The organism is Intrasporangium sp., from assembly GCF_032907665.1.
Classification (GTDB): Bacteria; Actinomycetota; Actinomycetes; order Actinomycetales; family Dermatophilaceae; genus Intrasporangium.
Genome location: NZ_JAJJPG010000082.1, coordinates 1 through 17,061, shown reverse-complemented (window position 1 = coordinate 17,061; position 17,061 = coordinate 1). Strand labels below are relative to the sequence as shown.

Below are 17,061 nucleotides of genomic sequence, written 5' to 3'. Positions count from 1 at the left end.
CGGGGCGCCGTCGTCCCGACGCTCGTCCCGGAAGGTCCGCCGCTCGCGACCGCCGACGTGGCTGGTCGACGAGGTGGCCGGGCGTGACGTCCGTGCTCCCGGGCGTTGACCGGTGTCACGACCGCGATGGGGCTTCTTCGGCGCTGCCGCGGCGCGCGCCTTCTTCTCGGCAGGGGTCCAGCGGGCCTTCTTGGGCGCGCTGGAGGTGGGCTTCTTCCGCATTGCGTTTCAACTCTCTTGACTCGAGCAGACTTCGTCTCGAGCCGTGAGTCGAACACGACCAATCAGACGAGCCTCAGGTGCAGCACGTGCACCCATGGTGACCGGTGGGCATCGGTGCCACCGGCACGGTCCGCTCCGCATCGCAGGGGTCGCACCGGAGCGCGAGATCCCGCTTCCCCACCTCGCCGGCCGAGCCACGACCCTCAGGCCGCCTGGTGCTCGTCAGGTCCCGAGATGGTCGGAGTCGGACTGCGCAAGTCTACCAGCGCGCTACGCGACGGCTCACCACGAGTGCCACAGCGGCGAGGGCGACACCCGCGAGGTCGGCCACGACGTCCCACGGGTCCCCGGACCGACCCGGCAGCAGCAGGTGCTGCGAGAGCTCGCTGACGAGGGCGTGCGCCGCGAAGCCGGTCACGGCCCACCACAGCCGCGCCACGACCATCCCCACGGCATACGTGGGAATGGCGAAGACGAGCACGTGCACGGCCTTGTCCGTCCACGACACCGGGCCGGCCACCGTGACGACCGGCCAGTAGAGCGCAAGGAGATGGACGGTCAGTGACAGCACGGCCGTCGCCACCCACCACCGCCGTGCTCCTGCCACCATGTCCCGGGGAGTCTACGCACCCCCGGGCCGACGGCGCCCCCTCGCACGCGACGCCTGAGGGGGCACTGGCGAGGAACCCTGCGCGGTGGTTGGCCCTCGCCCGACGGGCTAGGTTGAACGCATGCCGAAGCGAACCGTGACCGTCATCGGGACCGGCCGTGCCGCGGTGACCCCTGACGTCGTCCGCCTCGACCTGCGCGTCGGTCATGACGCTGCCGACGTCGCGTCCGCCCTCTCCGGCGCCTCGAAGGGGATTGCCGCGGTCGGGACCGTCGTGCGCTCCCAAGGCATTGCCGATGCCGACATCCGCACCCTCGACGCCACCGTCACCCAGCGCTACGACAACACGGGCACGGCCGTGGGCTTCACCGCCCAGCAGCGCCTCGGGGTCACCGTCCGACGGCTCGAGGCAGTCGGCAGCGTGCTCGAGTCCGCCGCGGCCGAGGTGGGCAACGCCCTGCTCGTCGACCAGGTCCGCCTCGATGTCGCCGACCGCTCGGAGGGGCTGGCACGTGCGCGCGACGCCGCCTACGCGGAGGCGCGGACCAAGGCCGAGCAGTACGCCGCGCTCTCGGGGTCCGAGCTCGGCGAGGTGCTCGGCGTGACCGAGGCGGGCGCCACTCCCCTCCCGGCCGCCCGGGCGATGGGCCTCGCCGCCCGGGAGATGGCCGCGAGCATGCCGGTGGAGGGCGGGGACCTCGAGATCACCGCGAGCGTCACGGTGACCTGGGAGCTGCGCTGAGCGGCATACGACACTGTGACGACGCCGAGAGCCGGAATGAAGTCACCGACCGATCCGTTGGGAGAGACATGGCAACGACTGACCTGACCGCACAGACGTTCGAGAAGACCGTCCTCGACAACGACATCGTCCTGGTGGACTTCTGGGCGGCGTGGTGCGGCCCCTGCCGGCAGTTCGCCCCCGTCTACGAGGCGGCCTCGAAGGAGGCCGACAACGAGGGCATCGTCTTCGCCAAGGTGGACACCGAGGCGGAGCAGTCCCTCGCCGGCGCGGCCAACATCACCTCGATCCCGACGCTGATGGCCTTCAAGGAGGGCGTCCTCGTCTTCTCGCAGCCGGGCGCGCTGCCCCAGTCGGCGTTGCAGAACCTCATCGAGCAGGTGAAGGCCCTCGACATGGCGCCGATCAAGGAGCAGATCGCCCAGGAGGCAGCGTCAGCGGGCGGCGAGGCCTGACCGGCTGACCTGCCGTGCTCCGCTTCCTGCTGAACGTCATCTGGCTGGTCCTCGGTGGCTTCTGGCTCTGGCTGCTCTATCTCGTCGCCGGAGCCATCGCGTGCCTGACCATCGTCGGCATCCCGTTCGGCGTGGCGGCCTTCCGGATCGGCTTCTATGCCCTGTGGCCCTTCGGGCGCACTGTCGTCGACCACCCCGCGGCGGGTGTCGGCTCCACCATCGGCAACGTCCTGTGGGTCATCTTCTTCGGCTGGTGGCTGGCGCTGGGACACGTCGTCACGGCGATCGCCGAGGCGCTCACCATCATCGGCATCCCGGTGGCCCTGGCGAACCTCAAGCTCATCCCCGTGTCGCTCTTCCCCCTCGGCAAGCGCATCGTGCCGGTGGCCGGCGACCGCTACGCCGCCTACCTGCCCGACGTGCTCACCCCCGGTCGGACCACGGGCTCGGAGGACCTCAACCTGCGGTGACGCTGCTCGCCGAGCGGCCCCTCACCTCGAGTCGGACACGTACTCGCGCGGCAGCACGCGACGCCATTCCGCGCGGCGCTGCCGGCTCGCCGCAGTGCCGAGCTCCTCTCGGTCGGTCGGGTGCCGAAGGTAGTACTCGAGCGTCAGCCAGAGGCGCACTGCGTCGGAGTCGAGCAGGTCGGCATCGACTGTCGGCCTGGTCCGATGCCCGTCCGCGTCGTGGGCGACGAGGCCGGGCCCGTGGACCTCGATCGTCCGGTGGACCCGGTCCCTCAGGGTGGGCACGAGGCGAAGGACCTGGTCCCAGGGCGCCAGGAAGCTGCGCCGGCCATGGTCGAAGTGCAATCCGTCGACCCCGACCATGAGCTCGTGGCGCTCCGTCGGGCGGGCCACGTAGAGGCCGAGGCCGATCATGACGAAGCCCGCCGGGAGGGTCACCCACCAGGGCAGGTCCACTCCCCAGATCCGCAGCTCCCGGTCGATGACGCGCAGGCGCATCAGCTCGAAGTGCACGACCAGCACCGCCCCCCACAGGACGAGACCGAGGGGCATGAGGCCCAGAGACGCTCGGGCGCGGAAGGTGATGGTCCGGCCGACCGGGTCGTGGATCGGCCGCCGAGGCAGGTGCCACGGCGAGGCGACCGACGCGACCATCGTCAGTGCGACGAGGTGGACCACCCCGACCCAGCTCTCGACGCCGGGGTCCGCGACGACCCGTCCCACCATGACCACGAGCCCCACCAGGGGGAGCAGGGGCAGGAGAACCAAGGGGTGGAAGACGAATCGCGGTCGCGCTTCCCACGCCTCGGGGGTCAGATCGGGGTCGCGCGCCACGCGGCCCAGCCTAGGCCGAGGGGACGCCGGGCTGGGACCGGGCCCAGCGGCATACGACCGAGGGAGAGGTGGCGTGACAGCGTGACGTGGCCACCACGAAGTGGTGGAGGTGGCGGGAATTGAACCCGCGTCCGATGACGAGAAACCAGGGCTTCTCCGGGTGCAGTGCGCTGTGGAGTTTCTCGGCCCCAGGGCTCGCGCGCACACGTTCCCTGACAGGCCCAGTTGAGTAAAAGTCCCGCGTGGCCCCCCAACATGACCACGCAGCAAGTTTCCTAGCTGACGCCAGGCACTGAGTCGGAAACTAGCTCAGGCTGACGGACTTCGGGGCTCGCTCAGGCGGCGAGGGCGAAGTCGGTGCGCTTTGCGTTGGCACCTATTGGTTTGCAAGGAGCGTTAACGAGATAACCCTGCATCCTCGACCCGCTTCCCCTGGATTGTCGACCATCGTCGAAACCGATCACCCCCATGAGGGTGTCCACGTCACGCTGTTCACTTGTCAATCGTCGCTCGCGCGACTCCACAGTATGCCTTGGGAACGTCTGACGGGTCCACGCCATTCCCGAGCGGGCTGAGGCGCAGGGGCCGTATGCCGCTGGGCTCGCCGGCCCGGCGAGGCCCTGGCCGCGCTCCTCTCGGGCTCAGAGCCGACCGGTGCTGCAACGACCCGCTGAACCGAAACCGCCCGCCCCGCTGCCCCCACCACCTATAGGGCCCGGGCCCGATCGTCGGTGGCTTTGCTCGCCGCAGCCCACCCACTTTCGGGCCGCGGCCCGATTCTCGGTGGAGGAAGCGCGCCGGGTCAGCGGAGGACCGGGAGCGTCTGGTCCGGTGCGAGCACCCCGCGAAAGAGGTCCCCGCGCTCCTCGATGCGGTCGAGGATGGTGCGGATCGTGAAGCGGTCCGGGCGCAGGTTCCCGTCGTCGAGCTCGTCCCACGTGATCGGCGCCGACACCGGCGCGCCCGCCGCGGCCCGCGGGCTGTAGGGAGCCACGAGGGTCTTGTTGACGGCGTTCTGGGTGTAGTCGAGCCGGGCGAGGCCCCGCCGTTCGCGCTTCTGCCACTTCCAGCTGACGAGCTCGGGACGGACCGCCGCGATGGTCCTGGACACCCGCTCGACCCACTCGCGGGTCTCGTCGAAGCCGGGACCGCGCGCGATCGGCACCCACACCTGGATGCCGCGTCGCCCGGTCAGCTTGGGGTAGGCGCGCACCCCGAGGTGCTCGAAGGCGGTCCGGTGCAGGCGCGCCAGCTCGACGACCTCGTCCCACGAGGTGTGCTCGCCCGGGTCGATGTCGAAGAGGGCGTAGGACGGGCGGTCCGGGGCCTCGGTCGGCGAGGTCCACGGGTGCCACTCGAGGGCGCCGAACCCAGCCACCCAGACGAGGGTCGCCGGCTCGTCGACGACGACGTAGAACTGGGTCTCGTCGGGGTCGGCGTCGGGGTTGTGCCACCGGCCGATCCAGTCCGGTGCGTGGCCGGGCACCTCCTTGTGCCAGAAGCCCTTCCGGCCCGCACCGTCGGGGAACCGGTGCAGGTTGAGGGCCCGGCCGCGCAGGTAGGGCAGGAGGACCGGGGCGATGCGGGCGGCGTAGGCGAGCAGCTCCCGCTTGGTCACCGGCTCCTCGCCGTCCCGAGCCGGGAAGAGCACCTTGTCGAGGTTGGTCACCTTGAGGCTGCGGCCGTGCACCTGCCACGTCCCCTGTCGACCGAGGTCAGCGAGCGCCGCGAGCTCCTCCTCGGTGGGCCCCGGGACGACCGGCCCGCCGGTGGGCACGGATGCCTCGGCGGCAGGCAGGTCGGAGTGCCAGACCCGGTCCGGCGCAGCCTTGACCTCGTCGTTGGTGCGACCCGTGACGACGGAGGTCGGATGGTCCTCGGCGTCCCACCCGCTGACCGCGTGGGAGTCGTGCTTGTGCAGGAGCAGCCACTGCTCCTTGTCGGAGCTCTCGCCGCGACCGGTGCGGATCAGAGCGAACCGGCCGCGGAGTCTCTCGCCGAAGAGGTCGAGGTGCAGCTCCCCGTCACGGACCGCGGCTGCGGGGTCGTCCGTGTCGTGGGGACGCCACGTCCCGCGATCCCAGACGATGACGTCCCCGCCGCCGTACTCGCCGGCCGGGATGACGCCCTCGAAGAGCTCGTACTCCATGGGGTGGTCCTCGACGTGGACCGCCAACCGCCGGACGTCCGGGTCCAGGGTCGGCCCCTTCGGCACGGCCCAGCTGGCCAGGACGCCGTCGATCTCGAGGCGGAAGTCGTAGTGGAGGCGGCGAGCCCGGTGTCGCTGCACGACGAAGCGGGGCAGGCCGTCGTCTGGCCCGGGCGCCTGCGATGATGCGCTCCCCGAGGGCTCGGGCGTCCGGCCGAAGTCGCGCTTGCGGCGGTAGGGCTCGAGCAGCTCGTGCGGATCCGTCGGCATACCCGTGACCTACCCGGCCGAGGAGACCTCACCACGAGCCGGAGGAGGACCCGCCCCCACCGGAGCCGCTGAACCCGCCCCCCGCGGAGAAGCCGGACGTGCCCGATGAGCCGGGTGTCGACGTGAAGGTGCCCGTCGAGGTCGTCGAGAAGCTCTCCACGCCGCTCGCGATGCTCGTGAAGTCGGGGAAGGCCGCGCCGCTCCAGACGTACCACGTCGGCATGAGGATCGGCTGGCCGACGGCCTCGGCCGCCTTGGCGACCTCGGCGAAGGTCTTCGCCCACCGGTCCGCGACACCGAACACGACGGCATACGGCAGGTAGCGGCTGAAGATGTTGCTCGCCTCCTCGAAGGCGATCTGCCCTGCCTCGGCGGTGGTGAGGTACTCCTTGAAGCCGAGGGACTGCGCGAGCACGGCTGAGCCTTCCGCGGTCTTGGCCGCCATCTTGCCGCCGAGGAACCAGACGATGGCGCCCGCGAGGAGCAACCCGACCCCGAGCACCGCCCCGCCGGTGAACCCGGCGCCCATCATCGCGGATACGGCGCCCTGCCCGTAGAAGAGGATCATGCCGCCGACGACGGCGAGGACGACTCCGAGGCCCTGCCACAGGCCGCGCTGCAGCTGCGGTGACGATCGGAACCAGTGGCGGGTGACGACCTCGTCGTACATGTCCGACTGGATCTTCTTGAGCGTGCTGGCGAAGGTGTTCTTCAGGTCGGACAGCTCGACGGCGTCGCCCCGGCTGCTGAAGAGGCCGTCGAGGAGCCGGCGCTCGTAGGGCAGGAGGGCCTCACCCGGAGGCGGAGCAAGTCGGATGAGGCGCCAGTCCGTCCGCCGGAACATGCCACCGCTCTCGATCTCCTCGATGCGCAGGAAGCCACGCACCGCGAGGTCGATGACCGTGGCCGAGACGTCGATCGGGTTGGCCTTCTCGTCGAGGATCGTGCCGACGAGGCCCGGGGGCACCCCGGCGGGAGGGTGGAACTGGACCGCGACCGTGGCCGGTCCGCCGCGCGTCGTCGGTTGCGTCTCCCGGTCGGTGACCGACGGGGTGAGGCCCGGTGTGAGGTCGGCGTAGCGCTCGTCGCGCCCACGGGTCCAGACGAGCGTGCCCATGACGGCGAGGGCCAGGACGGGGGCGCCGACACCGGCGACGATGGCCGCGGCGTTGGCGGCGGTGGCCGCGCCCCCGCCGTAGCTCGACTCGGCGTCGCCCTCGCGGACGTCCGGCCGCGGGTCGTCGAAGGCGGTGGCGGGGTAGCCGGCGATGACGGTCATCGCGTCGCCCGGACCGAGGCCCACGGCGGCGAAGGTCGTCGGGTTGCCGGCGGTCGCCTGGCACGTCGTGTCGGCCCCGGCTTCGCCCTCGTAGCAGGCGACCTGCGCCGAGGCCGCCGGGGCGTTGACGACGACGTTGACTCGCTCGCGCTCGGTGAACTCGTTGCTGCCGAAGACGTTGTAGTGGAACTCGACGGTGTCGGCCTCACCACCTGTGCCGGCGATGGGGTTGAGGACGTTGTGGAGGGTGTAGCGCACCTCGTAGACCTGCGTGCCGCTGGTCCACTCGTCAGCGGATCCGATCCGGATCTCCTTGGCTGCGCCGTTGTCACTCACGCGGAAGTCGCTGGGCGCGCCGGAGGGGCTGGAGACCTCGACATCGGTGAGGTCGTAGTAGCGGTACTTGCCCTCCTCGTCGTTGAAACCCATGCGCACGACGATGTTGCGGAAGATGCCGTGCCGCTGCTCACCCGACGGGAAGCGCCACGTGATCGTCTCCGAGACGGCCACGCTGCCGTCGGGCTGGAGGTCGTAGACGACGGCGAACTGCTCCATCGCCTCGTCGCCCACCGCCCGCGCGGTCCCTGCGGTGACGATGACGGAGAAGGCGGCCGCGAGCAGCAGCACCAGCAGCGCCCGGACCCTCGTCGTCCTCGAGCTCATCACGTGCGTCCCCCTCATCTCGCCGTCACGCGTTGCGACGTGCGGCGCTCACGGCGCGCTCGGCCTCGCGGCGGTCCTGTCGCTCACGCAGGGCGTGGCGCTTGTCGTACTGCTTCTTGCCGGTCGCCAACGCGATCTCGACCTTCGCGCGCCCGTCCTTGAAGTAGAGGGCGAGCGGCACGATGGTGCGGCCGCTCTCGCGGGTCTTGCTCGCGATCTTGTCCAGCTCGGACCGGTGCAGCAGCAGCTTGCGCCTGCGCCGCGGGGCGTGGTTGTTCCACGTCCCGTTGTGGTACTCGGGGATGTGGACGTTCTCGAGGTAGAGCTCGTCGCCGGTGAACATCGCGTAGCCGTCGACGAGCGAGGCCCGTCCCATGCGGAGGGCCTTGACCTCGGTGCCGGAGAGCACGATGCCAGCCTCGAAGGTGTCCTCGATGTGGTAGTCGTGTCGCGCCTTGCGGTTGCTCGCGACGAGCGACCGCCCCTTCTCCTTCGGCACCGGACACTTCCCTTCTCACACAGCAGCACAGCGCAACTGGTCGTATGCCGCTGGGTCGGCTCCCACGGGCGGCGTCCCAACGCTACCCCGAGGTGCGCCTCGGTTCAGAGCCAGTTGCGCGGGTTGACGGGGGTGCCGTCCTCGTAGACCCCGAAGTGCAGGTGGCACCCGGTCGAGTAACCGGTGGTGCCGCTGTAGCCGATGAGCTGGCCGCGGTTCACGCTGCCGCCCCACTTGACGATGCTCGACAGGTGGTTGTAGCTCGTGACGAGGTCGACACCCCGGTGGATGCCGTGGTCGATGAGGACCTGATTGCCCCAGCCGCTCTCCCGCCACCCGGCGCTGATGACCGTGCCGGGCGCGGCCGCGTAGACCGGCGTGCCACAGGCAAGGCCCCAGTCGAGGCCGTCGTGGAGCATCCACTTCTGGAGGACCGGGTGCCAGCGCATCCCGAAGCCGGACGTCGTCCGTCCGTAGGCGGGGTAGGACAGGTAGTTGCTCGGCGTGGTCTTGCGTGCCACGGGCGCGGGGATCTTCGGGGTGTAGCTCGACCCCTTCCGGGCTGCCGCGGCGGCCTTCGCCCGCTCGGCCTTGATCTTCGCCTCGCGCTCGGCCTTGAGCTTGGCCAGTCGCCGCTCCTCGGCGAGCTTGGCCTGCCGTGCGCGCTCGACGAGGATGGCCTTGAGGCGGGCGGCCTCACGCTCGGCCGCGGCGAGCTGCGCCTTCTCGTTGGCCCGCTGCTCTCGCAGGTCGGCTGCGTAGGCGGTCTGCTTCGCGTTGAGCGACTCGAGCTCGGCCTGGGCGGCTTGGGCGTTGCTCGTCGCGGTGATGGCGTTGTTCTTCGCCACGACCGCCTGCTCGCGCGCCCGGGTTGCAGCGGCACTGGCCGCCTCGGCTGCCTGAAGCGCGGCCTCGGCCTGGCGCTTGAGCTCGGCGATCTCGCCGCGCACCGAGGTGAGGTACGCCTTGGTCGCCGCTGTGTCTGCGGTCATGGCCGCGAGCTGGTCGATGGTGTCGCTCGCGACGGCACTGGCGGTGTCGGCCATGACGAGTCGGTTGGCGAAGTCCTGCGGTGAGGTGGAGCCGAAGACCATGCCGAGCTGCGACTCGGTGACCGCACCGCCCTGGAAGACCTCTGCGGCATAGGCGTCGAGGGCGTCCTGTGACGAGGCGAGCTGCGTGCTCGTCTCGGCGAGCTTGTCCGCGGCGCGCGCCTCGTTGGCCTGGGCCACGGCGAGCTTCTGCGCAACCGCCTCGTTGTGGGCGCGCGCCTTGTCCTCGGCAGCGATCGCGCGCGCCTCCGTCGCCTCGGCCTGCGCCTGCGCCTGCTGCGCGCGAGCGAGCGCGGCCTCGGCCTGGGCCACCCGCTGCTCGGCCACCGGGATGGCCGCGCGCGTCTTCTGGAGGTTGACGTAGGCCTTGGCCAGGGAGGCGCTCGTGCCCTCGAGCTGCTGGCCGAGGGCGGCGATGCGCCGGTCAGCCTTGCGCTTCTGGTCCTCGACGTCGTCGGCGCGGGCGCCGAGGCCGCCGGCCAGCGAGATGGTGCAGGCGACGACGAGCCCGAGGGCCGTCCATCGGGTCCTCGCGTTAGGCTTGCTCGACCGTCTCACTAGCCACATATGACTCATTGGTACCACACGTCACGCCCAAAGGGCGAGATCCGGCGTTCCCCAGTTTGCGGCAGTCCCGGCACGGCCGCCTGCCGAATGCCGGATTCTCTCGACGCTCCTTCCCGGCCGGGTCAGACGCGGAGGTAGCGGCGGAGGGTCACCCAGGACGTGACCGTGGCGAGCACCACCACCCCGAGGATGACGACGGGCGCCACCGTGAGGACGTCGGCGACGCCGATGAACGCGGTGTCGGTGAGGGTGGTGCTGAGGAAGCCGTCGACGCCGTACCTCACGGTGGCCCACAGCATGAGCATGGCCAGTCCGGCCCCGACGACGCTCGCGAGGACGGTCTCCATGACGAACGGGAAGCGGATCGTGAAGTTCGAGGCCCCGACGAGCCGCATGATCCCGGTCTCGCGGCGGCGGCTGAACGCCGCCTGCCGGATCGTCGTGGAGATGAGCATCACCGCGGCGAGCACCATGAGCGAGGAGAGCGCGATGGCGGACCACGACACGGTGTTCATGAAGGTGAAGAACTTCTCGAGCAGCTTCTTCTGGTCCTGGACGTCGGCGACTCCGGGCATCCCCTTGATGGAGCTGGCCACGATGTCGAACTTGCCGGGGTCGGAGAGGTTGACGCGGTAGGAGTCGGCGAAGTAGGACTCCCCCGCGCGAGCGAGCGGCGAGTTCTGGTAGGTCTCCTTGAACCGGCCGAACGCCTCCTCACGCGACTCGTAGTAGATCTCGCTCACGGTGGGGCGGAGCGCCTCGAGCTCGCGCTTGATCGTCGCGCGCTGCTCGTCGGACGTCGGCTCGCCGGCGCAGTTGGCGTAGCGGGTCTTCTCCGCGCACAGCATGACGGTGACCTGGACCCGGTCGTACCAGTAGTCCTTCATCGTGTCGACCTGCCGCTGGCCCATGAGACCCAGGCCCAGGAGGTACATCGAGATCATCGTGACGATGACGACGGACACCGCCATCGAGAGGTTGCGCCGGAGACCGTTGCCGGTCTCGCCGAGGAGGAACTGGAGTCGCATGGCTCGTCTCGATCCGTGGTCAGCGGCTGCTGGAGCGTTCGGGCTGGCGGCGGCGGAAGAGGGAGAACCGTTCGCGCGGCTCGTCGGCGTCGCGGCCGATGGGGGGCAGCTCCCCGTCCTCGTCCTCGAGGGCGGCGACCGCCTCGATCGCCTCCTCCTGGAGCGGGTCGGGCAGGTCCTCGGGCTCCGCCGGCTCGAGCACGATGCGAGGGAGCGAGCCCGTCGTGTAGTCGCCCGTCTCGACGTCGGCCACGAGCCGGCCCGTGTCGAGGCGGATGACCCGCTTGCGCATCTCGTTGACCGTGGCCGTGTCGTGCGTCGCCATGACGACCGTCGTGCCCGTGCGGTTGATGCGCTCGAGGAGCTTGACGATGTCGAGGCTCGTCTCGGGGTCGAGGTTTCCGGTCGGCTCGTCGGCGAGGAGGATCGGTGGCCGGTTGACGAAGGCGCGGGCGATGGCGACCCGCTGTTGCTCGCCGCCCGAGAGCTGGTGCGGCAGCCGCTTCTCCATGCCGGCGAGGCCGACGAGGAGCAGCGTCTCGGGGACGATCTGGCGGATCCGGGACCGCGGGGCCCCGAGGACCTGGAGGGCGTAGGCGACGTTCTGGAAGACGGTCTTGTTCGGCAGCAGGCGGAAGTCCTGGAAGACGAAGCCGATCTCCCGGCGCAGGGCCGGCACCTTCCGGTCGGCGAGCTGGCCGAGGTCGCGGCCGGCGACGAGGAGGCGGCCCTCGGTCGCGTCCTGCTCCTTCATGACGAGCTGGAGCAGGGTCGACTTGCCCGAGCCCGAGGTGCCGACGACGAAGACGAACTCTCCGCGGGTGATCTCGAGGGACACGTCGTCGAGGGCCGGCCGCTGTGTCCGTGGGTACGTCTTCGTCACGTTCTCGAAGAGAATCATCGCCAGCTACCTGGGCCTCGTTCATCGGGGACTGAGGTGCCGGGCACCGACCCAGCGTTGCGCTGGGACCGTGCTCGGCGGCATACGGCCTGATCCGTCGCCGTCTACGAGGCTACGGGCCGAACCCGTGATTTCCGGCGTATCCGCTCGACCGGGCGTGGCGCACACGCCTGGGTCGGCCCGGCACGCTCAGACGGCGGCGGCGGCCTTCTTCTGCCCGATCTGCCAGCGGATGCCCGCCTCGATGAAGCCGTCGATGTCGCCGTCGAAGACGGCGCTCGGGTTGCCGGTCTCGTACTCGGTGCGCAGGTCCTTGACCATCTGGTACGGGTTGAGGACGTAGGAGCGCATCTGGTCGCCCCAGCTCGCCTTGACGTCGCCGGCCATCTCCTTCTTCACCGCCGCCTCCTCGGCCTTGCGGAGCAGGAGGAGGCGGGACTGGAGGACGCGCAGGGCGGCGGCGCGGTTCTGGATCTGCGACTTCTCGTTCTGCATCGACACGACGATGCCGGTCGGGAGGTGCGTCATGCGCACGGCCGAGTCGGTCGTGTTGACGCTCTGGCCGCCGGGGCCCGAGGAGCGGAAGACGTCGATCTTGAGCTCGTTCTCGGGGATCTCGATCGAGTCGTCGGACTCGATGAGCGGGATGACCTCGACCGCCGCGAAGCTCGTCTGCCGGCGGCCCTGGTTGTCGAAGGGGCTGATCCGCACGAGGCGATGGGTGCCGCCCTCGACGGCGAGGTGGCCGAAGGCGTAGGGGGCATTGACCTCGAAGGTCGCCGACTTCAGCCCCGCCTCCTCGGCGTAGGAGGTGTCCATCACCTTCGTCGGGTAGCCATGGCGCTCGGCCCACCGGAGGTACATCCGCATGAGCATCTCCGCGAAGTCCGCGGCGTCGACACCCCCGGCCCCGGCCCGGATCGTCACGACGGCCTCGCGCTCGTCGTACTCGCCCGAGAGGAGGGTGCGGACCTCGAGCTCGCCGAGGTCCTTCTTGATCTTCACGAGCTCGCGCTCGGCCTCGTCCATCGTGTCCTGGTCGGACTCCTCGGTGGCCATCTCGACGAGGGTCTCGAGGTCCTCGATGCGGCTGTCCATGCTGACCACGCGCTCACGTTCGGCGTTGGCGCGCGAGAGCGCGGAGGTGATCACCTGCGCCTTGTCGGGGTCGTCCCAGAGGTCCGGCGCGGACGCCTGTGCCTCGAGGTCGGCGATCTGCTTGCCGAGCCTCTCGAGGTCGGTGACGCTGCGCACGGAGTCCATCGTCGCGCGCAGGTCCTTGATCTCCTGGGTGAAGTCCACAGCCACAAAGGGACAGCCTACGTCAGAACGGAGGAGGGGCCGTATGCCGCTGAGCTCGGTGCGGGGGTGGCGCGACCGGCGGCGCGGGCCTCGGCCGCCCGGGGCGGCGAGGGCGAGGTGCGCCGAGTGCCTGCGCGGCATCGACCGCGCTGCCATGCTGGGGGCAGCGGGCCGGCGACGATCCGACGCGCCCGCGGGGGAAGGGACGCGGCGATGTCCGAGCAGGTGCCTGAATCGGTGGACACGGTCGAGACGGTCGAAGCCGTCGAGGCCTGGCAGGAGGAACCGCGCGGCGGCGCAGCCAACTTCGCGTTGCTTGCGTGGCCGGGGGTCGAGGTCCTTCGCACCCTCGCCCCGGGGGGCTTGACGCCCGCGGCCCCGGTCGCCCGCCTCACCGGGCGGCGCCTCGTGTCGGCCGACCCCGGTGAAGCCGTCTATGCCCTGCCCAAGTCGGACTGGTACCTCTCGAGCAGGGGCGCGATGCATCCGGCCATGCTCGCCTTCCTCGCCGACGCAGCCCTGACCGGAGCGGTCCAGGCCTCGCTGCCCGCCCGGACCCTGTGCACGACGGCCGAGCTGTCGATGACCTTCTGCTCAGCGGTTCCTCGCGGCGGCGACCACATCGTCGCGTCCGGCCGGGCCATCCACGTCGACGACGCCATGGGGCTCGCGGAGGTCTTCATCACCGACAACGGCCATCTTGTCGCCCACGGGACGTCGCGCTCCGTCGTCCTGCGTCCCATCCCCGAGGGCCGGGACCTCGGCGAGATCCCGGACGCTCCCCCGCTCGAGGCCCCACCCGCGACGCCCGACCCGTGGCAGCGGCCGCTCCCCGGCGGCGTGCCTTCCGGCGAAGACCTCCAGGGCAGAGCGGGACTCGACGTCCTGCGCGACGTGCTCGACGGGACCCGCCCACGCCCACCCGTGGACCGGCTGCTGGGACTCCGCCTCACCAGTGCGGAGGCGGGGCGGGTCACCTTCGAACAGCGCGCTCACGGCTGGCTCACCACCGAGCAGGGGAAGGTCTACGGCGGCGCGACGGCATTCCTGGCCATGTCCGCCGCGTCCGCCACGGTCCAGACCGTGGCCGACCCGTCCGTTGCGCCGTCCGCACTCGACCTCAAGGTCAACTTCCTCCGCCCCGTGGACCCGGACGGCGAGACGATGACCGCTTCGGGAACGATCCTGCACGAGGGCCGCGAGCTCGTCATCGCGACGAGCGAGGTGACGCACCACGGCAGGACGGTTGCGCTCGCGACGGGAACCACCGCCCTCCGTCGGCGAAGGACCGGCTGAGCCCAGCGGCATACGACATCGTCTTGACGACTCACCTCGCTCCTCTCCTCACGGTGACTGGCGGCCCGGCGGCGACCCCCGCGCGAGTCGGGGCGAGCGAGCGCGGTCTGCGATAACCGCGAGCTTCTGGGTATGTCTTGGGCGTGCTTGGGCAGGAAGGGCATTCAGACGCTCGTCCGGGCAGGTGTTCCCGACCGGGGACGTCGACTCTCCACGAAAGGTGACCATGGCTGTCCGTCGCAGGTCTCGCACCCGCATCAGCACCATCGTTGTCGTCATCTGGCTGCTCATCGGCGTTGCCGCCGCCTTCCAGCGCGGCTACTTCGGCTCGGCCGAACCGAGCTGCAGCCGGATCGGCAGCGCAGCCCTGACGATCGTCGCCGGCCCGCTCAACTACCTCGGTCTGGATCCCGAGGTCGGGTGCTCGGTGCCGCAGCCGTCGGAGTAGGGCCCTACCCTGGCGATCTGGTCGATCGTGGGTTCGTGCCGGTCGCCGGGGCGGGCCCACGATCAGCCGCCGCGCCGCTTGAGCACCTCGCGCAGCTCCGCGAGGACCGACACCCCTGGCCGGTCGTTCATGCTCCGCCAGGCCCACACCCCGGAGCCGACCATCGCCAGGCCCGCGAGCACGTAGGTGACCATGGCTCCCGTGTAGGTCAGTTCGAGGGCGCCGAGGTTGACGGCTACGGGCAGCCCCAGCACGGCGTCGAACATCGCCGCGACGAGGGGCGCGACGGCGAGGACGATGACGAGCACGACCCCGTCGAGCGACTGGACGAGTGCGAAGGTCCGGCCTCGGATCTCGTCCTCGACGGTGAGCCCGATGAGCGTGTAGCCGACGACCCAGCCGACACCGACGAAGGCACCGAGCAACAGGGCCAACGGCAGGGAGAGCAGCAGCGTCGGCACGAGGGCCAGACCCAGCAGGACGATGCCGGCGCCGGTGAGGGCGGAGCCGAAGAGCCGGGGCCGGGAGAATCCCCGGAAGATCCGAGGCCCGAGGACGAGGCCCAGGGCCATGCCGGTGAAGACGCTGACGAAGAGCATGCCGTAACCCGGCGCGCCCGCCCCCATGTCCTCGACGAAGCGGGTGGCCAGTCCGATGACCAGCCCTCCCCCGGCGAAGGCGCCGAGCATGCCGGCAATGAGCCCGCGGACGAACGGGCGCTCCTTGAGGATGAGCAGGCCGTCGGCGATGCTCCGGAAGACCGACTCGCCCACGAGCTGCTCTTTGGCCGCGCGCGGCGGGAAGGTGAGCCGCGAGACGATCCACGCGCTGAGCAGGAAGGTCGCAGCGTTGGCGTAGATGGCCAGGTAGATGCCGTCCTCGTCGATGCCGGGGATCAGGTCGTGGAGCGGCTGGCCGACGAGGGAGAGTCCGGAGAAGACGAGCGCTGCGACGGGAGCGGTGCCGTAGCTGCCGATGAGGTTGAGCTGGTTGGCCAGCTCGAGGCGCTTCGGCGGCACGAGGTTGGGGACGGTGGCGTCCTTCGCCGGGTTCCAGAAGAGCGAGACGCACTCGATGAGGACGATCGCGATGTACATCCACCAGAGCTGCCCGACGAGCGGGATCGAGGCGAAGAGGAAGAAGCGCAGCACGTCGCCGGTGACCATCGTCTTGCGCCGGTCGAGTCGGTCCGCGACGACACCGGCGAGGGGTCCGAGGACGATGGCGGGGGCGATGCGCAGGATGAAGACGCCCGACACGGCGAGGTACTGCCCCACGCCGTCCCGGGCAAGAACGGCGGCGAGCGACGTCGTCGCGAGCAGGGCGAGCCAGTCGCCGAAGCTCGAGAGGGAGCCCGCGATGAAGAGTCTGCGGAACGGGCCGATCGAGAGCAGTGCCCGCAGAGCAGGGAAGGACGCAGAGAAGCCCGGATGCGGCTGCTCGCTGTGCGCCATGCCCCCAGCCTAGGAGGGGAGGCGACCACCTCGGGCGGCCCCGGTCGGCGTCGTCCAACGCCCTCAGGCCCCCCATGTGCCGCAGGGTCCGATCAGCTGTACTGCAGGAAGGTCATGCCGCCCACGGCCACGAGGGCGATCCCCATGAGCGCGTGGCCCAGCCAAGGCGCCACGATGTTGCCCGTGCGCTGGAAGATCGCGCCGAACGCGAGGCCCATCCCGAGCATCGTCAGGACGCTGATGACAGTAGTGAGGTCGAGCAAGGCGCCCGGCGCATTCTGAAATGGCGCCAGGAAGTGCCAGACGGCAAAGAGGACCGTGGTGACCACGATCCCTTTCCAGACGCCGAGGACGGCAACGAGTCGCGGCTGCAGCCAACCGCGGAAGAAGAACTCCTGGAACGGGCTCATGATCAGCAACCACAGGGGGATGCCGACGATCAGCTGCGCGCCCGGCAACACCGGTTCGGGGAAGGGGTCGATGCGGGCCATGAGCACGGTGACGGCCGCACCGACTGCGCCTGCGGCCAGACCCCACGCAAGGGCCGGTCTCACGTTCCGCCGAGTGAACCCGATCGCTGCCCAGTCACGCGTCCGTCGCGCCCACAGCAGGGGGATGGCGATGCCGCTGACGACGACAAGCAGGAAGACAGGCGCCACGAAACGGCTCAGCAGGCTCAAGCCGGAGAAGACGGCATACGCGAGTAGTGCTTCCAGGCCCGGCCGGGAGACGGGCGATGGTCGAGTCAAGTTGCTGGCGTGCATCGGGTGGCCCCTCCGGGAGCTGCTCGACTCAGTGTGTCAGAGCGCTGGTGTCGCGC

17 protein-coding genes and 1 other RNA gene are annotated in these 17,061 nt (G+C 70.4%); 5 read left to right on the top strand and 13 right to left on the bottom strand.

The window, feature by feature from the left end; genetic code table 11:
* A partial coding sequence (locus LOY02_RS12705) for a hypothetical protein (RefSeq protein ID WP_317182728.1) occupies nucleotides 1–222 on the bottom strand: 222 nt, incomplete at its 3' end.
* Between the two features lie 259 nt (nucleotides 223–481).
* On the bottom strand, nucleotides 482–832 hold the full coding sequence (locus LOY02_RS12700) for a VanZ family protein (RefSeq protein WP_317182727.1): 351 nt from the start codon (nucleotides 830–832) through the stop codon (nucleotides 482–484).
* A 121-nt stretch (nucleotides 833–953) separates the two neighbouring features.
* Between LOY02_RS12700 and LOY02_RS12695 the strand changes: the two genes are divergently transcribed.
* The 3 genes from LOY02_RS12695 to LOY02_RS12685 all read left to right on the top strand — a co-directional run bounded on the left by LOY02_RS12695 (nucleotide 954) and on the right by LOY02_RS12685 (nucleotide 2,499).
* Complete coding sequence (locus tag LOY02_RS12695) at nucleotides 954–1,574, top strand: SIMPL domain-containing protein (RefSeq protein ID WP_317182726.1); 621 nt, start codon at nucleotides 954–956, stop codon at nucleotides 1,572–1,574.
* Between the two features lie 68 nt (nucleotides 1,575–1,642).
* Nucleotides 1,643–2,029: a thioredoxin gene (gene trxA / locus LOY02_RS12690; protein ID WP_317182725.1), complete on the top strand. Its 387-nt coding sequence runs from the start codon at nucleotides 1,643–1,645 to the stop codon at nucleotides 2,027–2,029.
* 14 nt (nucleotides 2,030–2,043) lie between these two features.
* On the top strand, nucleotides 2,044–2,499 hold the full coding sequence (locus LOY02_RS12685; protein ID WP_317182724.1) for a YccF domain-containing protein: 456 nt from the start codon (nucleotides 2,044–2,046) through the stop codon (nucleotides 2,497–2,499).
* A 21-nt stretch (nucleotides 2,500–2,520) separates the two neighbouring features.
* Here the strand turns inward: LOY02_RS12685 and LOY02_RS12680 are convergent, their stop codons facing one another.
* The 9 genes from LOY02_RS12680 to prfB form a co-directional block, all read right to left on the bottom strand.
* Complete coding sequence (locus tag LOY02_RS12680; RefSeq protein ID WP_317182723.1) at nucleotides 2,521–3,333, bottom strand: hypothetical protein; 813 nt, start codon at nucleotides 3,331–3,333, stop codon at nucleotides 2,521–2,523.
* A gap of 101 nt (nucleotides 3,334–3,434) precedes the next feature.
* Nucleotides 3,435–3,801, bottom strand: a transfer-messenger RNA (tmRNA) gene (ssrA, locus tag LOY02_RS12675).
* 334 nt (nucleotides 3,802–4,135) lie between these two features.
* Complete coding sequence (gene ligD / locus LOY02_RS12670; RefSeq protein ID WP_317182722.1) at nucleotides 4,136–5,752, bottom strand: non-homologous end-joining DNA ligase; 1,617 nt, start codon at nucleotides 5,750–5,752, stop codon at nucleotides 4,136–4,138.
* Between the two features lie 28 nt (nucleotides 5,753–5,780).
* Nucleotides 5,781–7,694, bottom strand: a complete 1,914-nt coding sequence (locus LOY02_RS12665; RefSeq protein ID WP_317182721.1) for a DUF2207 domain-containing protein — start codon at nucleotides 7,692–7,694, stop codon at nucleotides 5,781–5,783.
* Nucleotides 7,695–7,719: 25 nt separating this feature from the next.
* Nucleotides 7,720–8,193, bottom strand: a complete 474-nt coding sequence (gene smpB / locus LOY02_RS12660; RefSeq protein ID WP_317182720.1) for an SsrA-binding protein SmpB — start codon at nucleotides 8,191–8,193, stop codon at nucleotides 7,720–7,722.
* Nucleotides 8,194–8,297: 104 nt separating this feature from the next.
* Nucleotides 8,298–9,812, bottom strand: a complete 1,515-nt coding sequence (locus tag LOY02_RS12655) for a M23 family metallopeptidase (RefSeq protein ID WP_317182719.1) — start codon at nucleotides 9,810–9,812, stop codon at nucleotides 8,298–8,300.
* 122 nt (nucleotides 9,813–9,934) lie between these two features.
* Nucleotides 9,935–10,840, bottom strand: coding sequence for a permease-like cell division protein FtsX (gene ftsX / locus LOY02_RS12650; protein WP_317182718.1), 906 nt, complete (start codon nucleotides 10,838–10,840; stop codon nucleotides 9,935–9,937).
* A gap of 19 nt (nucleotides 10,841–10,859) precedes the next feature.
* A complete protein-coding gene (gene ftsE / locus LOY02_RS12645; RefSeq protein WP_317182717.1) occupies nucleotides 10,860–11,741 on the bottom strand; it encodes a cell division ATP-binding protein FtsE in 882 nt (293 codons plus the stop codon).
* Between the two features lie 189 nt (nucleotides 11,742–11,930).
* Entirely contained in the window at nucleotides 11,931–13,049 is a 1,119-nt protein-coding gene (gene prfB / locus LOY02_RS12640; RefSeq protein WP_317182716.1) for a peptide chain release factor 2, read from the bottom strand.
* A 207-nt stretch (nucleotides 13,050–13,256) separates the two neighbouring features.
* Here prfB and LOY02_RS12635 point away from each other — a divergent pair, with 207 nt between their 5' ends.
* Together LOY02_RS12635 and LOY02_RS12630 are read left to right on the top strand one after the other, a co-directional pair.
* Nucleotides 13,257–14,339 (top strand): PaaI family thioesterase, encoded by a 1,083-nt coding sequence (locus tag LOY02_RS12635; RefSeq protein WP_317182715.1) that lies wholly within the window; start codon nucleotides 13,257–13,259, stop codon nucleotides 14,337–14,339.
* Between the two features lie 226 nt (nucleotides 14,340–14,565).
* On the top strand, nucleotides 14,566–14,787 hold the full coding sequence (locus tag LOY02_RS12630; RefSeq protein ID WP_317182714.1) for a hypothetical protein: 222 nt from the start codon (nucleotides 14,566–14,568) through the stop codon (nucleotides 14,785–14,787).
* Nucleotides 14,788–14,849: 62 nt separating this feature from the next.
* Here the strand turns inward: LOY02_RS12630 and LOY02_RS12625 are convergent, their stop codons facing one another.
* Nucleotides 14,850–16,241 carry an MFS transporter gene (locus tag LOY02_RS12625; RefSeq protein ID WP_317182713.1) on the bottom strand — a complete coding sequence of 464 codons (1,392 nt, stop codon included), beginning with the start codon at nucleotides 16,239–16,241 and terminating at the stop codon, nucleotides 14,850–14,852.
* A gap of 92 nt (nucleotides 16,242–16,333) precedes the next feature.
* The gene (locus LOY02_RS12620; protein WP_317182712.1) at nucleotides 16,334–16,990 is read right to left on the bottom strand and encodes a CPBP family intramembrane glutamic endopeptidase; all 657 of its coding nucleotides are present in this window, start codon (nucleotides 16,988–16,990) and stop codon (nucleotides 16,334–16,336) included.
* Between the last annotated feature and the right edge of the window lie 71 nt (nucleotides 16,991–17,061).